This is a genomic window from Paenibacillus aceti, assembly GCF_003614185.1.
GTDB classification, from domain to species: domain Bacteria; phylum Bacillota; class Bacilli; order Paenibacillales; family Paenibacillaceae; genus Fontibacillus; species Fontibacillus aceti.
Genome location: NZ_KZ987724.1, coordinates 3,209,090 through 3,225,308, shown reverse-complemented (window position 1 = coordinate 3,225,308; position 16,219 = coordinate 3,209,090). Strand labels below are relative to the sequence as shown.

The 16,219-nt window shown below is 48.1% G+C and carries 14 protein-coding genes, 1 tRNA gene and 1 pseudogene; 11 read left to right on the top strand and 5 right to left on the bottom strand.

Annotation, left to right across the window (positions count from 1 at the left end; all coding sequences use genetic code 11):
• Positions 1–385: 385 nt before the first annotated feature.
• Positions 386–1,303 (bottom strand): AraC family transcriptional regulator, encoded by a 918-nt coding sequence (locus BFJ94_RS14345; protein WP_229716832.1) that lies wholly within the window; start codon positions 1,301–1,303, stop codon positions 386–388.
• 524 nt (positions 1,304–1,827) lie between these two features.
• On the opposite strand from BFJ94_RS14345, the gene BFJ94_RS14335 reads away from it, so the two are divergent.
• Positions 1,828–3,597 (top strand): ABC transporter ATP-binding protein, encoded by a 1,770-nt coding sequence (locus BFJ94_RS14335; RefSeq protein ID WP_120465242.1) that lies wholly within the window; start codon positions 1,828–1,830, stop codon positions 3,595–3,597.
• Positions 3,587–5,296 carry an ABC transporter ATP-binding protein gene (locus tag BFJ94_RS14330; RefSeq protein ID WP_120463279.1) on the top strand — a complete coding sequence of 570 codons (1,710 nt, stop codon included), beginning with the start codon at positions 3,587–3,589 and terminating at the stop codon, positions 5,294–5,296. The genes BFJ94_RS14335 and BFJ94_RS14330 overlap by 11 nt, the downstream gene beginning before the upstream one ends.
• A gap of 48 nt (positions 5,297–5,344) precedes the next feature.
• Here the strand turns inward: BFJ94_RS14330 and BFJ94_RS14325 are convergent, their stop codons facing one another.
• Positions 5,345–6,022, bottom strand: a complete 678-nt coding sequence (locus BFJ94_RS14325) for a phosphatase PAP2 family protein (protein ID WP_162944287.1) — start codon at positions 6,020–6,022, stop codon at positions 5,345–5,347.
• A 158-nt stretch (positions 6,023–6,180) separates the two neighbouring features.
• Here BFJ94_RS14325 and BFJ94_RS14320 point away from each other — a divergent pair, with 158 nt between their 5' ends.
• On the top strand, positions 6,181–6,576 hold the full coding sequence (locus tag BFJ94_RS14320) for a hypothetical protein (protein WP_120463277.1): 396 nt from the start codon (positions 6,181–6,183) through the stop codon (positions 6,574–6,576).
• A gap of 88 nt (positions 6,577–6,664) precedes the next feature.
• On the opposite strand, the gene BFJ94_RS14315 is transcribed toward BFJ94_RS14320, so the two are convergent.
• Positions 6,665–6,738: transfer RNA gene (locus tag BFJ94_RS14315), tRNA-Gly, on the bottom strand.
• A 175-nt stretch (positions 6,739–6,913) separates the two neighbouring features.
• Positions 6,914–7,114: a DUF6199 family natural product biosynthesis protein gene (locus BFJ94_RS14310; RefSeq protein WP_120463276.1), complete on the bottom strand. Its 201-nt coding sequence runs from the start codon at positions 7,112–7,114 to the stop codon at positions 6,914–6,916.
• A 226-nt stretch (positions 7,115–7,340) separates the two neighbouring features.
• Here BFJ94_RS14310 and BFJ94_RS14305 point away from each other — a divergent pair, with 226 nt between their 5' ends.
• The 7 genes and pseudogenes from BFJ94_RS14305 (at position 7,341) to BFJ94_RS14275 (ending at position 14,139) form a co-directional block, all read left to right on the top strand.
• Positions 7,341–8,036: a response regulator transcription factor gene (locus tag BFJ94_RS14305; protein ID WP_120463275.1), complete on the top strand. Its 696-nt coding sequence runs from the start codon at positions 7,341–7,343 to the stop codon at positions 8,034–8,036.
• A complete protein-coding gene (locus BFJ94_RS14300; RefSeq protein WP_120463274.1) occupies positions 8,029–9,147 on the top strand; it encodes a HAMP domain-containing sensor histidine kinase in 1,119 nt (372 codons plus the stop codon). The genes BFJ94_RS14305 and BFJ94_RS14300 overlap by 8 nt, the downstream gene beginning before the upstream one ends.
• Positions 9,148–9,238: 91 nt before the next feature.
• On the top strand, positions 9,239–10,117 hold the full coding sequence (locus BFJ94_RS14295; RefSeq protein WP_120463273.1) for a M15 family metallopeptidase: 879 nt from the start codon (positions 9,239–9,241) through the stop codon (positions 10,115–10,117).
• A 119-nt stretch (positions 10,118–10,236) separates the two neighbouring features.
• Positions 10,237–10,734, top strand: a pseudogene (locus tag BFJ94_RS14290) (multicopper oxidase domain-containing protein); the annotation flags it as partial.
• Positions 10,735–10,906: 172 nt separating this feature from the next.
• Positions 10,907–12,064, top strand: a complete 1,158-nt coding sequence (locus BFJ94_RS26085; RefSeq protein ID WP_120463271.1) for a winged helix-turn-helix domain-containing protein — start codon at positions 10,907–10,909, stop codon at positions 12,062–12,064.
• A gap of 59 nt (positions 12,065–12,123) precedes the next feature.
• Positions 12,124–13,446 (top strand): MFS transporter, encoded by a 1,323-nt coding sequence (locus tag BFJ94_RS14280; protein WP_120463270.1) that lies wholly within the window; start codon positions 12,124–12,126, stop codon positions 13,444–13,446.
• Between the two features lie 375 nt (positions 13,447–13,821).
• The gene (locus BFJ94_RS14275) at positions 13,822–14,139 is read left to right on the top strand and encodes a cupin domain-containing protein (RefSeq protein ID WP_120463269.1); all 318 of its coding nucleotides are present in this window, start codon (positions 13,822–13,824) and stop codon (positions 14,137–14,139) included.
• Positions 14,140–14,222: 83 nt separating this feature from the next.
• Here BFJ94_RS14275 and BFJ94_RS14270 read toward each other — a convergent pair whose 3' ends face one another.
• Positions 14,223–15,683: a phospholipase D-like domain-containing protein gene (locus tag BFJ94_RS14270; RefSeq protein WP_120463268.1), complete on the bottom strand. Its 1,461-nt coding sequence runs from the start codon at positions 15,681–15,683 to the stop codon at positions 14,223–14,225.
• A gap of 98 nt (positions 15,684–15,781) precedes the next feature.
• On the opposite strand from BFJ94_RS14270, the gene BFJ94_RS25645 reads away from it, so the two are divergent.
• Positions 15,782–16,180: a hypothetical protein gene (locus BFJ94_RS25645; protein WP_120463267.1), complete on the top strand. Its 399-nt coding sequence runs from the start codon at positions 15,782–15,784 to the stop codon at positions 16,178–16,180.
• Positions 16,181–16,219 lie beyond the last annotated feature (39 nt).

Genomic DNA, 16,219 nt, shown 5'->3' with positions numbered 1-16,219 from the left:
CCACCAACACAATAACCGCACCAGCACGACAGTCGCAGCATCCCACCAACACAATAACCGCACCAGCACCACAGTCGCAGCATCCACCAACACAATAACCGCACCAGCACGACAGTCGCAGCATCCCACCAACACAATAACCGCATTAGCACGACAGTCGTAGCATCCACCAATCGATGCTTTCTTCCCAAATGTATGAGGAGGTGAGGTTCGGAATTCAATGGCCTGCTCTGATGATGATCCGGTACTGGCTGACTTATGGGGTTATTCGGAATAATAGGTTGAAAATGTTAACGGATAAAGAAGCAACATAACCACAGCAGCTCTGCTCGTCAGCGTGTCCAGCCCCCGCTCCGCCAGCAAACAGTACGCCCTGTAACCCCGGCTAAGCCTCTCGCTTAGCCATCTTCCGAAATTCCCCTGGCAGGAGGCCGGTGAATTTGCGGAAGAGTTCGGCGAAGCGGCTGGCGCTGGAATAGCCGACGGTTTGCGCGATCTGTCCGATTGAGAAATCAGTATCGGAGAGCAGATGCTCGGCCTGCCCTATACGCCGCTGCTGAATATACTCGGTAACGGTGCAGCCATGGAATTGCTTGAATGATGTTTTCAATTTGGTCATGCCCATACAGGCAATTTTGGCTAATCGCTCTAACGGAATATCGTAGGCATAGTGATCGTTCAGATAGGCCGTCACCGTCTCGATCCTCTGGATATCCTGTATATGCAGTGAAGAGCGCGACTCCGGCTTGCTGTTCTTATTGCGCTCGACGATCAGAGATACGCTCTCCGCCACCTTGCCTTCATAGAATAATTTCGCCGCAATGCCGTCCCCGCGATAATTCTTCACCTGGTTCAGCAGCACGACCATTTCAGGGAAATCCATCGTCTGCCCGACATGGGAGAAGGCATCCCTCGGCCTGAGATTCTCTCCCGGATATTGCCTCTTCAAATAATCCTCATAGTAAGCCGGCATAATTTCAATCCCGATAGAACGAATGGGAATATTCTTGTGAATCAAGGCTCGATAAGGCGGATAACCGCCACCGATGAATGTCTTGATGCAGCCGGCATTTAAGCGCCGATACGGCGCCAGCTCCTCACCGGATATCGACTCATAATGAGTAATGCTCAAGCATTCCGGCAGCTCAAATTCCATGAGGAAATCCTCATAAAAGAAAAAATCATGGATTTTAATATCAAATAAATCCTTCTGACTATAGATCCAGAAAGCCCCTTCGCCGATCTGATCAGACAAGCTCCAACAGGAACCGATCCGACAGTATTTGGAGCAGTCTGGATTCAAGGAAAAGCCTCTTTTTTCAAATTCAGCTCTATAAAAATTTTCAATCATATTCATCATGATCACCCGCTTAATCTTGCCATGATTAGACGAACTTTTACAACGAAAGGACGAGAATATGCCGAAAGTATTGATTGATAATCATTATCAAGTGTATCTTGTGTTATGAAGTTTGCGACTTCTCGCTACATGCTAGCATGCCGTGGCAATAGCGTCAATTTTATACCTTCCGCAAAATATATACGAGGAGAGACCGCGAAATGACAGATTCAATGTCTACTAATTAAAAAGGGCTGGGAGGGGCAAGCGCAGGATGCCAAAGCTCGCCTGAAGCGTTCATATATGGTTATGCAGGACGTTGGCTATCAACTATTCGCTGAAAGTGTGGAAGCGGAGTGCTCCTTAGGTATTAAAAAGCCGGATACGGCTCTGATCACTCGCATCACAATGAAGAGAAGTTGCGTGAGCTGTTCGTGGTTCCTAAGCAGCCGGCTTAGGCAACAGGAAGGAGTTTGCTGTTGAAGAAGATGAAAAAAATAAAGAAGAAAAATCCGCTGGCTCTCTTGCTCCATTGGGCGGGAAGGGATCGGTACTGGTTAATCCTGTCGATGATGCTCTCCATGATCAGCGGGGTCTGTGTGATCATCCCTTATTTGGGGATCTATCGGTTGATCGATGCTATATTTGCAGGCACGGGCTCTCCGGAGTTTATTTGGCAAAATGCTTTCATGATTGTAGCTTCTATACTAATTCGCTTCGTCTTGTTCGGCTTATCCGGAATAGCCTCCCATAAAGGGGCTTATAACGCCTTGTTTCGCGTACGCTGTATGGTTGTGGACCGCATGTCCAAGGTGCCGCTGGGAGCGTTGAATGAGCGCAGTACAGGGGAACTAAAAACCGTAATCAATGAAGATATTGAGAAGCTGGAGCTGTTCCTGGCTCACAATCTACCGGATCTAGTCCACTACATGTGCGGCCCGGTCGTGATTTTCATTTATCTGCTGACGGTCAATATCCCTTTGGCCTTGATCTCCTTGATTCCACTAGTGCTTGCCGCAGCCGTTATGGCCATTATGTTCGGCAACACGGATGCGATGATGGATAGGGCGAATCGCTCGATTACGAATCTCAACTCGGTCATGATTGAATATGTCAGTGGGATGAAGCTGATTAAGGCTTATAACATGGGGAGCAAATCTTTTCAAAAATACGCTGGCGCCATTAAAGAGGAGAACGATGTCTGGAACGAAATGTCGCGTAAAATGGGGCCGCCGTATGCTGCATTTATTCTCATTATTGAATGTGGCATGCTGCTGATGGTTCCCCTTGGCGGGATGTTCTTTCTAAAGGGCTCGCTGACGGCGAGTGCTTTTCTACTGTTCGCGTATGTCGGTTCGCTATATTTGACTGAAATAAGGCCTCTGCAGGAATTAGGCAGCGCCTTTGCCGAGGTGCTCTCCAAGGTGGCCAAGATCGAAGAGATCATGAATATTCCAGTGATGGAGGGCGGTACGGACTTCCCGCCGCAGCATGATATCGAGCTGAGAAATGTCCAGTTTTCCTATGACGGGGTAACGAATGCATTAGAGAACTGCCATTTACGGATCAATAATAAGGAGAAAATCGCTCTGGTCGGTTTGTCCGGGGCTGGGAAGAGCACGGTGATCAGTTTGATCTCCCGCTTCTATGATGTGCAAGGTGGCGAAGTTCTGATCGGCGGTACAAATGTCAAAGCAATAAACTACGAGGCTCTTTTGAAAAATATAGCGATTGTCTTCCAGAAAACCTTCCTTACCCGTGACACTGTATTCGAGAATATCCGCATGGGCAGCCAGGCCAGCCTGGAGGAGGTAAGGGCAGCGGCGAAGCAGGCGCAGATCGACGAGTTCATTATGTCTCTGCCCGATGGCTATGACACGAAGGTAGGCGGTTTCGGCGCGAGATTCTCCGGCGGTGAGAAACAGCGGATTGCCATCGCCCGCGCTATTTTGAAGAACGCTCCGATCTTGATTCTGGACGAAGCTACCTCTGCTGCTGACCCGGAGAATCAGGTGGAAATTGATAAGGCCATTCACAATCTGTGCAGAGATAAGACGGTCATCATAGTGGCCCATCGTCTGGCCGCCCTAAAAATATGCGATCGCGTGGCCGTGGTGGAGAATCAGACAATTACCTGCGTGGGAACTCATGAGGAAGTCAGGCAGAAGAATAAATATTACAATCAAGCCTGGACGGATTATGAGAAGGCTCGCCATATCACCTATCAGCTGAAAGGAGGAGCTGCCCATGCACACTAGTCATCCTCTGCGGAAAAACCGTCACTTTTACTGGGGGATTGCCTTAAACGTGCTGGAGGGGGTGCTGTCGGGCAGTAATTTCGTATTACTATTTCTCGTCATGCAACGGGTGTGGTCCGGCACGATCAGTATGAGAGGCATACTCCCGATTACCGGGGCTCTGGCGGGGATTTTCGCCCTGCGGCTTGTTATTTACGGTACCGGCTATGTACAGGCCCAAATCGGCGGTGCGCAGGTCAGTAAGAATGTTCGTCTGTTCCTCGGCGATAAGATCAAGCGAATCCCTTTGTTCCGTTTTACGCAAGGGCAGACCGGGGATTATATCAATACGGTAACAAGCGAAGTAAACAACTATGAGAAGATTCTGACTCATAAGGTCGGAGATTTGGCCAAAAATATTTCGCTTTCCGTAATGTTAATTCTCTTCGCTGGAACGATCTGGCTCCCCGCCGGGGTCATCCTGCTCGTGGCGGATCTATTGCTGATCCCTGCTCTTTGGCTCTCTTTCCGCACTGTGAAGAAGTATGGCCATCAGAAAGCCGCGATCTGTGCTGAGAATGTCAGCAGCATCGTGGAGTATGTGAACGGGATTCAGACTTTCCGGGCCTATGGGGTCGCGGGAACCAAGAATAAGACCGTAACTAAAGCGATGAAGGATTTTAGTGACATCAGCTTTATCTATGAAGCTAAGGTACTGCCTATAGGAGCGATGCTAGGCATACTTATTTGGTCGGCTCTTCCTTTAATCATGTGGTCGGCTTCAACGCCTTGGCGGGCGGGAACACTGGATACCGTCTCATACTTATTGATCTGTATGCTTCCGCTCTTTCACGCGAAGCTGGGCAATGGTATCTTTATCGATTTGACCAGCTATCGGAATTTGATGATCTCCAAGGGACAGATTACCCGCGTGATGGATGAGACAGAGGAGCAGGGAAGCATGGAGCCGTTCCATCCCTCCACCTGCGAAATTACTTTCAAAGATGTGGACTTCTCCTATGACCCAGGGGTACCGGTATTAGACAAGATTGGGTTCAGTATAGGAAATCAGAAGCTGACGGCGATCGTAGGTGACTCTGGATCGGGTAAATCTACCCTGCTGAATTTGATCTCTAAATATTATGAGGCGGAATCCGGCATGATTTCTATCGGGGGGAAAGCGATTGGTAATGTCGCAGCGGAACGAGTGCTGGAGCAGATCTCGATGGTGGATCAAGAGGTGTTTCTGTTCAATGATACGGTCCGCAACAATATCCGCTATGCCCGCCCGGACGCCACGGATGCCGAGATCGAAGCGGCTTGTCGCGAGGCGAATTGCGAGGATTTCATCCTGAAGATGGAGAAGGGATATGACACTCCGATCGGGGAGAATGGCAATCTGTTATCTGGGGGACAGCGCCAACGTTTATCCATCGCCCGTGCGATCCTGAAGGATAGTCCCATCCTGCTATTGGATGAAGCGACGGCAAATCTGGATATCGAGAATGAATTGGCGGTGAAGCAGGCCATCACCCATCTACTTAAAGAGAAGAAGACGGTAGTGATGATTGCCCATACCTTATCTATCGTAAGGAATGCAGATGCGATTCTCGTCGTGTCCAATGGCAAAATTGTCGAGCAGGGCACCCATGACCAATTGATCGCAAAAGGCGGGAAATATGCGGCTATGTGGCAGGCAGAGGAACAGCTTACTGCTTAATTAGAATAACAAAAGCTCTCCACAATTGGAGAGCTTTTTTGCACCTTCTTAGGCATTAAAGCCGCGCTGATGCACAGAACCTTTGGAGGAACGGCTGCGGTACAGACTTGGCAAACTGAAGAAGATGAAGATATAAAATTCAACCAGAATTACGCCGCCGATGGCATCAGCTACAACATGCTGTTTGATAAACAAAGTCGAAGCGATGATGATCAGCGACATGCTGCTAATCAGTGTCGCATTAACCCGATTCCGGGCCGGGCTGGACAGGATCATCCGCATGACCATATAGCTTGAGAAGCAATGAATGCTCGGAAAACAGTTGAACGGTTGATCACGGTTATAGATATATTTTACAATCCAGCTGAAGGGATCGTTGCCAGTCACTATCGGCCGGGGCACGTATGTCTGGAACACCATGTAAATGATGTAGCAGGACAAGGCACAGACGGTATAGAGCAGCAAAGCCCGGTAATATGATTTACGATCCTTGAAGAAGAAATAAACAATACAGACATAAATGAAGAAGATCCAAACCCCGTAAGGGAGCGCAAAATACTTAATAAAAGGAGTCGCTTCATCAAATTTGGTGCCAAGATAGTAGACTTGTTCGGTCGGACGATTCACTAGTTTATAAAGAGCGCCGAGCACAGGAAAAATCAGCATAAGTAGTAGTGGCAGCCATCCTCTCCATTTCTCTGGGAGCCGCTCAATCAACTTAGTCACATCATCAAAGCCTTTCTATAGATTATGATATTAAAAATAGTTACGTATTTATTTGAAAGCATGCTATCTATTGTACATCGGGCGGTGGTTTACATCAACTTTTTTCACAGATAATAATTGTTAAATAATTACATTTATCTAAAGGGAGAGGAAACGGATTGAAAGTCTTAAAGTCGGCAGTAAGTTCTATTGGTATCTTGATTTTGTTGCTATCGTTAACAGGCTGTATGAGGGGAGAATACACGACGATCCATGGCGAGGGCGGGGATACCCCAAATTCTACCGTGATGAAGTACGAGAAATTTGATGGTTTTGTAGAACGTTCCTTTCAGGTGAAAAGCGGTCATACCGCAGAGGTGAAGCTGGACATTGTATCCGATGGTGGGAAGTTAAATATTTCCATCAAGGATGAAGAGGGCAATTCCTACTATACGGGAACCGGGGTGCCTACTTCGTCATTTAGTGTGAAATTGGATCATCCGAGCCAATATGTGATCTCGATTCAAGGAAAAGGCCATCAGGGAAAGTACGACATCGCCTGGGAGTTGGACTAACAGGTGAGCGGCGGCGCGGATCATCCGGCCATCCGGAGACGTAACAAAACCTCTGGGTCTCTCCAGAGGTTGGATATGAGTGATTGTATGGAGCGGGTGAAGGGAATCGAACCCTCGCCTCAAGCTTGGGAAGCTGGCATTCTACCATTGAACTACACCCGCATCGATAAGTGCATGATCTATTATAAACCTAACAGACGGCAAGATCAAGATGTGTGGCGGATATTTAAGATGTTTTCTGAATTCATGGAGATGCTGTGAACGAGAGAATAGGCCTGCCGAACGGTGGCAAGGAAGCCAGCAGGGAGGGGATGCACTCGTCCCCTCCCTTTTTTGGCTAAGCTGAACAACTGGCAGCGAGCATGATGAAGCCGATGAGCATGAGCAGAATGCCGCCAATGCGCTGCGTCACCAGGGCAGCCTGGCTCGGATCATTGTCTTTATACCTCCATCCATACGACACATACCAGGCCGAGCTGGGGAAGATTACGGAGATCACTCCTGCAGCGATACATATCATTGCCATCATCATATTCATATCTTCTCCACCTTTGCGGTGTTGTTAAATAGGCGCTATATCCTCATCATATTCAGAACTTCCCATATGTTCGCTTCGCGTGGGCTTTTATTTCGATTTTGCCACCGGATTTCTGAATCCGACCCCCTCCTGCCTTGAACAACCCGAGGAAATCATAGAGAATAGTATTAAGATGCATAGTAGCTCGGGTGTCTATCGTAAGGAACTTAATAAGGGAGTGTAACTTGTGAGACCTATATCGATTCTGGTCGCTGATGATGAAGTGGAAATTGCTGAACTGATCTCGATTCATCTGGAAAAAGAGGGCTATCAAGTGATCAAGGCCTATGATGGTCAGGAAGCCATGAAGGTGATTCAGTCGCAGCGGATCGATCTACTGATTATGGATATCATGATGCCGGTCATGGATGGGTACGAAGTGACCCGTCAGGTTCGGGAGCAATTCAATATGCCTATTATCTTCCTTAGCGCCAAGACTTCGGATTTTGATAAAGTGCATGGTCTGGTGATCGGTGCGGATGATTATATGACGAAGCCATTTACCCCGATCGAGCTGGTGGCTCGTGTCAATGCACAGCTGCGGAGATTCATGAAGCTCAATCAGCCTATGCTGGAGCAGACTGCGGCGCTTGAATTCGGCGGATTGGTCATTTCTGCAGATGAACGCACCGTTACTTTGTATGGCAAGAATATCATTGTGACCCCTAAGGAGTTCGATATTTTATATTTAATGGCCAGTCATCCGAAGAAGGTGTTCAGTGTGGAGAATATCTTTGAACAGGTATGGGGCGAGGCTTATTTCCAGGGCAGCAATACGGTTATGGTCCATATCCGTACGCTGCGCAAGAAGCTGGAAGAGGATAAGCGGAAGGATAAATGGATCAAGACGGTCTGGGGAGTAGGGTATTCGTTCAATGGATAGGATTATGCACAGTTTTCGTTCCAAGATGCTGATGCTGTTCGGAGCAAGCATGGGCTTGTCCGCAGCGATCACTTATATTATCTTTAAGGCCTTGCAGGGGTATTATCATTCAAATGTGCGGGCTGAAGATTCCCTGGCCTATTATCGACAAGTGATGAAGAATATCGGCGACGTTAACTTTTTCCTGCTGCTGTTTATTCCGCTGTCTATTCTATTGTTCTACCTGCTTTCTAAACCGTATTCAGTCTATTTCAAGCAGATTTCTCAAGGGATTAATCATCTCGCCTATGGGGATTTCAAACAGCGGGTGGAAATTTCCTCGAAGGATGAATTCGGTAGAATTGCGGAGGATATCAACCTGGCCAGTGAGAATTTAAGACAAGCTGTGGAGCGTGGGGATTTCACAGAGAGCAGCAAGGATCAGCTGGTCGTTAATTTGGCGCATGATCTGCGCACTCCGCTCACTTCGGTTCTCGGTTACCTCGATCTCCTCTTGAAGGATGAACAATTATCCGAGGAGCAGGTCCGCCATTATCTTATGATTGCTTATACCAAGTCACAGCGTCTGGAACGGCTGATCGATGAACTATTCGAAATTACACGTATGAACTATGGTGTGCTGAAGCTGAAGAAAACACCGATCAACATCAATGAGCTGCTCATCCAATTAAGTGAGGAACTGTATCCTATGTTCGAGAGAAATGATCTACAGGTTCGCGTTCATATGACCTCACAGCTCTCGATACAGGGGGATGGCGATTTATTGGCTCGCGTGTTCGAGAACCTTCTGACCAATGCGAGCCGATACGGGATCGACGGTCAATTCGTCGATATTAACGGTTTTGTCGAGGAGGGGGAGGTCGTCGTGCAAGTTGTGAATTATGGCGACTGCATCCCTGCTGAGGATTTACCCCATCTCTTTGATATGTTCTACAACGGTGACAAGGCGCGCACGCTTCAGGAGGATAGCAAAGGGCTCGGACTATTCATCGCCAAAAATATCGTGGAGCAGCATGATGGAATTATCAGCGTGGAGAGCAGCCTGATCAGAACCGTGTTCGAGGTGCGCCTGCCGCAAGGAAGCGAAGCAGTTACATCTGACGTTCTCTAATTTAAGAAATATTTTAAGATTACCCTACTCTTTATTTTATAAGTTCTCTCTACTCTTAAAGAAGAAGCAGATTTCTGAGAGGAAGCTGAAGATGAAGAAGAGGGTTTTTGTTTTACTGTTTATGCTCGGATTATGTTATTTAATATTTAAAATCGAGCCGTTCTTTCAGGATCAGGTGAAGATCCAAAGCCTGAAGCAAATCGTAAATGAAAGCGCGGGTTTACAAAAGGCATCTGCTGGCAACGATACGATCGTCATTGCCAAGGATCAAATCCATCGCGGCGATCTACTGCTGGTAAATAAGCAATTCGCGGTGCGCGAAGAGAGTGTAAGAGCGGATATTGTGAATATATTCGATCGACAGGATTTGATGAAGGGGTATGGTGTGCTTGATTCCAACATTCTTCTGTCCGAAGAAGTAGCACAAAGGTTCATGGACATGGTTGCCGCTGCGGCCAAGGACGGGATCGACGGCTTTCTAATCAGCAGCGGTTATCGGGACTTCGAGAAGCAGAGCTCACTTTATGAGGAGATGGGGGCCGATTATGCTCTTCCAGCGGGCAATAGCGAGCATAATTTAGGCTTATCGCTGGATGTTGGGTCCACTCAGTCGAAGATGTCGGAGGCGCCTGAAGGGCGGTGGATCGAGAAGAACGCCTGGAAGTACGGTTTTATTTTACGCTATCCCAAGGACAAGATCGATATTACCGGCATAGAGTATGAGCCTTGGCATATTCGTTATGTCGGCTTGCCCCACAGTGCGATCATGCATGAGCGAAATGATGCGCTGGAGGAATATTTAAGCTTTCTGCGGCAGGAGAAGAAGATCACGGCCAAGGTGAAGGGAAAAAAATACACAGTGTCTTTTTATCCGGAATCAGACATCAGGATGATAGAGCTTCCTGCTAACAAGGCGTATGAGATTTCCGGCGATAATATGGGCGGGATCATCGTGACGGTGCGTGAGTGAACAATCCTGGCCAGTGGCTGCTCGAGGAGCATGGTAGTGAAGCGAGGATACAAGGGATGAGAGCTGTCATTGCTTATGAGGGGGCAGAGAATAAGGTGATGGATGCCTCTAACGCTTCTGAGCTATTACCGCAATTCGATCTGCTTAAGTACGGCCAACAGGCGAAGACTAACTTCTCACTCGAACAATCCTTTGATCAGGAAGTTCTGCTGAATTTGAATACAGCGATGAAGGATGGCGAGATGGTATATACGATAAATGGCAAAATATTTCCGGATACCGATCCGATCCAGGTGGATAAAGGGGAGAAGGTTAAGGTTACTTTTATGAATCACTCCTCTAAAGACGATCATCCGATGCATTTGCATGGTCATTTCTTTCAGGTACTGAGCAAGAATGGACAGCCGCTCGAAGGAGCGCCGATTATTAAGGATACCCTTAATGTGAAGCCGGGTGAGAAATATGTGGTCGCCTTCGAGGCGGATAATCCGGGGGATTGGATGTTCCATTGCCATGATCTGCATCATGCTTCAGCGGGGATGGTCACCGATGTGCAGTACAATGGCTATCAGAACGGATACATGCCTGACCCCAGTGTGGGGAATAAACCGGAATAAGCATGAGATAATAGACAGGGCCGCTTCACATTAGACGTGGGCGGTCTTTTGCTTTTTTTGTGGAATTTACGATTCGCTCTAAGGGTTGTGGGTCATTTCTCAAACATGCTTTAATAGGATTTAGAAGAACTTGAGATGATGGCTCATATTGGAGAAAGGGAGAAGAAGAGGTATGTCCAGGCTTGAATTTGAACCTCGCGACTATTCCGTCAGCTTTCAGGCTGAGAAGATAGGTCTGCTAGCCAAAGAGTATGCGTTATTAGAATTTCTATACCAGAATCGCGGTCAGGTCTTCAGCCGGGAGCAATTGCTCGATCAGGTGTGGCCGATGGAATATCCGGGGGAGCGTACCGTGGATGATCATGTGTATCGGCTACGCAAAAAATTGAAGCCATGGAGCGGGAAAGTACAGCTCTGCACGGTGCGGGGGCTGGGTTACAGCCTTACGCTTGAAGAATCGCCAGGACTTGCGATACCTTCCTTGACGGATAGCGGGGTTAAGCAGCAGATTGGAGAACTACTCGATACTTACCTGCGGCTGGGACAGAGCCAATCGATGCAGGCCCTCGTTAATCAGCAAGAAATGCTTGGCGTAAGTATCGATTCCATGCATCAAATGTTCCTGAAGTTTGTACGCGCGGATCTGGATTGGTTTCTGGAGAGTGATGAGGAAGAGTGTGGAAAATTATATTGGCTGCTGAATTTTTATTGTTCTTTTTATATGGAACCGGAAAAAAGCCTGAATTACTATGAACGGACAATTGAATTAAAGATATTGCCGTTCGAGATGCATCGGGAGCTGAAAATATTAAATATCATTGGTTTATACGCCAGTAATGGACGGGTAGAAGAGGATCTGCAGCGTGTTCAGCAAGCATATCAGGCTGTGGAGGAAGCGAATGGCGAGCTGGATATCTTCAAAGTTCATATCACGACGTCGGAGATGCAGATCCATCTGCTCGCAGGTCATATCGCTGAGGCCGAACGCTGCTCAATGATGATTGAAGAGATGCTGGTGCAGACACCTTATTTACGGGAAATTGGAGCTTACTACAACTTAAAGGGCAGATTACTGCTCCTCCAGGGGCGGCGTGAAGAGGCTGTTTCCGCCTTGGAGTACAGTTTGAAGGCGATTGAAACAGCGCATAATATGCCATTGCTCATCCGGTTGGTCGTAGGCACGCTTTATTTTTTACAGACGAAATATACCGATCCAAAACTGCTTAAGATGTTCCAAGCCCGGTATGATGAATTGGAACGGACCTATAAACTTGCAGCACATAAGCAACCTATCGAGCAGATGATCGAGCGGATTTTGGGGTCTGTCTGATACTCCTCTGATATTTCTCCGTTAGAGTGGATTTAATTCTATATAGCGGAGGAATACACATGTCTACAACTGCATCTGTTTCAACAGGGTCCCAGATCTCTGTCTGGCGCAATCGGATTTTTACGAGAATGTACTCGGCTTACGCCATTTCATCCTTTGGTGATTGGTTCGATGCTTTTGCGATCGAGATTCTGGTGGCCTTTCGCTGGCGCGTGGACCCGATCATGATCGCCCTGATTCCGGTGATGCTAGCTCTTCCTGGAATTCTATTCGGTTCCTTCGCCGGCGTGATCGCTGACCGCTGGAAGAAGGTCAATCTGATGATGCTGGCGGATATGGCTGAGACACTGCTTACCATTTCGCTGCTCTTCGCCCCTGGCATGTACTGGTTGCTGCCTTTGCTTGCACTACGGGCCACCATGGGCGTGTTCCGCGTTCCGGCGCATCAAGCGTTGACACGTCAGGTTGTTCGGGAGGATCAGCTGCTCAAGGCCACCTCGTACAATGGGCTGGTCAATCAATTCTCCAAAATTGCCGGTCCTCTTCTCGGGGCCGTGGCCTTAACGCTGATCTCCCCGCAATTATGCATCCTCGTCAATGCCATTACACGCTCCATTTCCTGTATCCTGCTGTTCACTCTGCGGCATATCGATCAGAATGAGAAGGCGGCGGAACAAGGGGGAGCCGAAGAAGGAACAGGGGCTGATGCTGCTGCTGATAAGCAGGGATTCATCCACCTGTGGAAGCAGGGCTGGGCGGCGCTCGTCAGGAGCCGGGTTCTGTGCAGCAGTTTTATTGTTAATATGATCGTGATGCTGATCATCCTGATGATCGATTTTCAATTTCCGACATTGTATCGGGAGATCGCTCCCCATAACGAATCTCTGCTGGGCTGGATGGTGGCAGCTACTGGAGTTGGAGCGTTCATGACGATCCTGCTGCTGAATCGGCTTGGTCATGTGAGGTATGGGCTTGGCATCGGCGGCGGAGCCGCATTGATTGGGGCTGCTCTTGGAGGGATGGGGCTGCTGACGGCAGACTCACATGAAATATGGAGCATCGCCCTGGGCTTTGTGATCGGGATCGGCAACGGGTTCTGTATCGTGACTTACAACTACCTGCTGCAGAAGGAGACCCCGGAGGGCATGACAGGCCGCATCTTCGGCATTCAAAATATGTCCACCAGCACATTGATGATCGGTGCCCCCTTAATTGGCGGCTTACTCATTCACGGTATGGGGGTCAGCCAAGTATTCTTCTGGCTGGGAGCGCTGGTCCTGCTCATCGGCGTTATATGCTTGGCTATGCAGCGGGTTCTGTGGCCGATAAGTGGGCAATCAGTACAGCGACAAGAAAGGATGAAGGAGGCCTCCGGTCTTTAATCAGCAGAACGGCTCTCTTTGGGCTTATATAGCTGCAGAAATACACTTATTCTCGTGGACATGCCCCTGAGGTGCGGAGATAACTGCAGATGTACAACTATTTTCCTGTTAAAGCGCTGTTTAGAGGAAAACTTAGCCGAATAGCTGCAGAAACGCAGTTACATCTTCTTTGGAAGCTAGGATGGGCCGAAATAGTTGCATATTAGCATTTATAAACGCATGAGTTTAGCTCTAATGGGCGTTGCCCCCAAGAAATGCCCTAACAGCTCCATGCATGTGAATTGGCGCAGACAGACGCATTCGAAGAATGCTAATCTGATAGATGTAGATCGGCAAAGCTTTTTAAATAAGAAGACAGACAGGGGAGAGTGCGAGATGAGCAACATAGGGAAATGGGAGAATGCCGAGCCGGGGGTTACACGCAAAATTATGGAGCCGGGTGCGGCGCTGATGATGATGGAGGTTCATTTCGAGGCGGGCGCGGAAGGATATGAGCATGCGCATCCGCATGAGCAGATGTCCTACTGCCTGAAGGGTAGAGTCGAGTTTACGATTGATGGCGAGAAGACGGTCATCGCGGCCGGTGAGACGATTGTCATCCCGAGCGGAGCCAGACATGGTGCCAAGGCTTTGGAGCCGAGCGCTCTGCTGGACTGCTTTACACCAGTGCGGGAGGATTTGGTGCGGAGATAGGATAATTGCATTTATATTTCCGGTTTGGAGCGTAACGGGGGCAAATAGTTGTATATCAGCACTTATATGCCCCCACTTCGATTTTACAGCAAAAACTTGTACAGCCACGATAACTTTTGCAGCGGATAAGAAATCCACTTTTTATATGAAGGGGTGTTGCGCTGCGTAACCTGTGAACTTTCCAGATACCCCTCCTGCTTGTCATACACGAGTGAGGTATTTTGATAAGCATCCATATGATGTTCAAGTAATCTCTGGAATTGTTCTCCGTGAACCGCCAACATCACCTCAGTGTTTATATAGGTACTCCTGAGATCCAGATTATAGGAGCCGATCAAGGACATATCCTCATCGATCAGATAAGACTTGCCATGCAGCGAATGATCTCCTTGATATTCATAGATTTGCTGAAAAATATCCCCTAGAGAGCTTCGCGCCGCGACATAGCCGGAATAGGCAAGTATATTAGGCGAAGAAGCCAGTGAATTCGTTAACAGGCCATACTGTTCCAAATTCTCGCCGACCTGCTGCAAGCTTTCCTCCATCGCCCGGTTCAGAACGGTATAGGGACTTTGAATGACCACCTTATGCTCTGCATTCCGCATGAGTTCACTGAGCTGGTACCACAGCAGGGGCTCTTTTTTCTGAGTATGAATGGGATTGTGAAGGAAGCTGACTTTTGCGGTTGGTACGGTGAGCGAGTCCAGATCAATCTTCTCAGATGCAAGATGCGGCCTGCTTGTCATGAACAGCTTGTACTTCTCCAGCAGCCGGTCGGTTTGCTCCATGCCAGCTGCAGTCTGCACCGTAGATAGCCTACGGTATCTATACTTGGATGTATCAAGTGCCCATATATTCCCAAAATACTGCTTCACCTGATAGATGACGCTCTGCTGCGATTGCGAAGTTCCGGCCACGGTGTTGTATACAAGCACATCACGATCCAGGCTGTAGGACTTTTTGTACCCTTCTGTCTCAAAATATTTATCCCCGATATTGCGCCCGCCGAGCAGCACCAGCTTGTCATCGACAATGATATACTTATCATGCAATCTCCCATTGAAGGTCCACGGCTTTAACGGATGGATCGGGTTGTAAAATTTCAGTTCTATATTCGGATTCTGTGCCAGTGCATAAACGGTAGTCTTGGCCTGGCTTGTAAGATGGTGGGCAACTCCGTCGATTAGAAACCGGACTTTGACCCCGCGATTGGCGGCGTCCAGCATGGCACCGAAGAAGGCCTGCGTGCTGTCTCCCCAATGGGCCGAATAATACGAGATATCGAGGCTGCTCTCGGCAGCATGGATCATAGCTAGCCTGGCTTCCAGTCCCATCTCACCCTTCTCCATAATCCCTGCTCTGTCCACGGAAGGCTTGTCCGTACCATAGAAGGTTTTGGGATTGAAGCTCTCCTTAAATTGCTGGCTCACTTTGGGATAGAAGGCGTACGGTAGGATACCAAGAGCAATGATATAAATGAAGTAGACAGCCAACCCCGTCATACCATAGCGGAGCACCACTTGTTTCCAGGTTTTCTTGCACATAATACCCCCTCCTTTTTCTCCGGATATGATAGAGTAGAGATAGTCGAGAGATTCCGCATCAAGATGCAAGTGCAGATTAAGAAATCAGGTGAAAAGACATGTCGTTCTCTTGGTGGAACGCGTTTAAACGTTACGGTCTTTCTCTTCGCCACATCTTTATTAAACAACGCTTATTGATCGCGTTTTTGATAACTTCCCTTCTCCCCGTCGTTTTCGTGGCATTCTATTCCTATCGCGAGCATGAAAAGGCCGTAAATAACAAAATCAGCACCTATTCGCAGCAGCTTGTCGATGAGATCACGAGAAATGCGGCCAGAGAGCTGAAGCAATATGGAACCTTTAGTGAAAATATTATTATGAACAATACCGTACAAAGCAAACTTTTTCAAATGAATGACCTGAGCATAGATGAAAAAAGTAATATTTACACGCAGCTGGAAAGTGAATTCAGCCAACAGGTGTACCGGATCGGCAATCTTTCGGGCAAACACAGTTAGACTCACTACGACGAACCCCTAAAGGGGTTCTCATCCCAA

What these genes read in the sequence shown, in the direction of transcription:
- BFJ94_RS14275 (WP_120463269.1), top strand. Translation starts at nt 13,822, where the DNA reads ATGAGCAACATAGGGAAATGGGAGAATGCCGAGCCGGGGGTTACACGC.
- BFJ94_RS14335 (WP_120465242.1), top strand. Translation starts at nt 1,828, where the DNA reads ATGAAAAAAATAAAGAAGAAAAATCCGCTGGCTCTCTTGCTCCATTGG.
- BFJ94_RS14310 (WP_120463276.1), bottom strand. Translation starts at nt 7,114, where the DNA reads ATGAATATGATGATGGCAATGATATGTATCGCTGCAGGAGTGATCTCC.
- BFJ94_RS14295 (WP_120463273.1), top strand. Translation starts at nt 9,239, where the DNA reads ATGAAGAAGAGGGTTTTTGTTTTACTGTTTATGCTCGGATTATGTTAT.
- BFJ94_RS14330 (WP_120463279.1), top strand. Translation starts at nt 3,587, where the DNA reads ATGCACACTAGTCATCCTCTGCGGAAAAACCGTCACTTTTACTGGGGG.
- BFJ94_RS14280 (WP_120463270.1), top strand. Translation starts at nt 12,124, where the DNA reads ATGTCTACAACTGCATCTGTTTCAACAGGGTCCCAGATCTCTGTCTGG.
- BFJ94_RS14300 (WP_120463274.1), top strand. Translation starts at nt 8,029, where the DNA reads ATGGATAGGATTATGCACAGTTTTCGTTCCAAGATGCTGATGCTGTTC.
- BFJ94_RS25645 (WP_120463267.1), top strand. Translation starts at nt 15,782, where the DNA reads ATGTCGTTCTCTTGGTGGAACGCGTTTAAACGTTACGGTCTTTCTCTT.
- BFJ94_RS26085 (WP_120463271.1), top strand. Translation starts at nt 10,907, where the DNA reads ATGTCCAGGCTTGAATTTGAACCTCGCGACTATTCCGTCAGCTTTCAG.
- BFJ94_RS14270 (WP_120463268.1), bottom strand. Translation starts at nt 15,683, where the DNA reads ATGTGCAAGAAAACCTGGAAACAAGTGGTGCTCCGCTATGGTATGACG.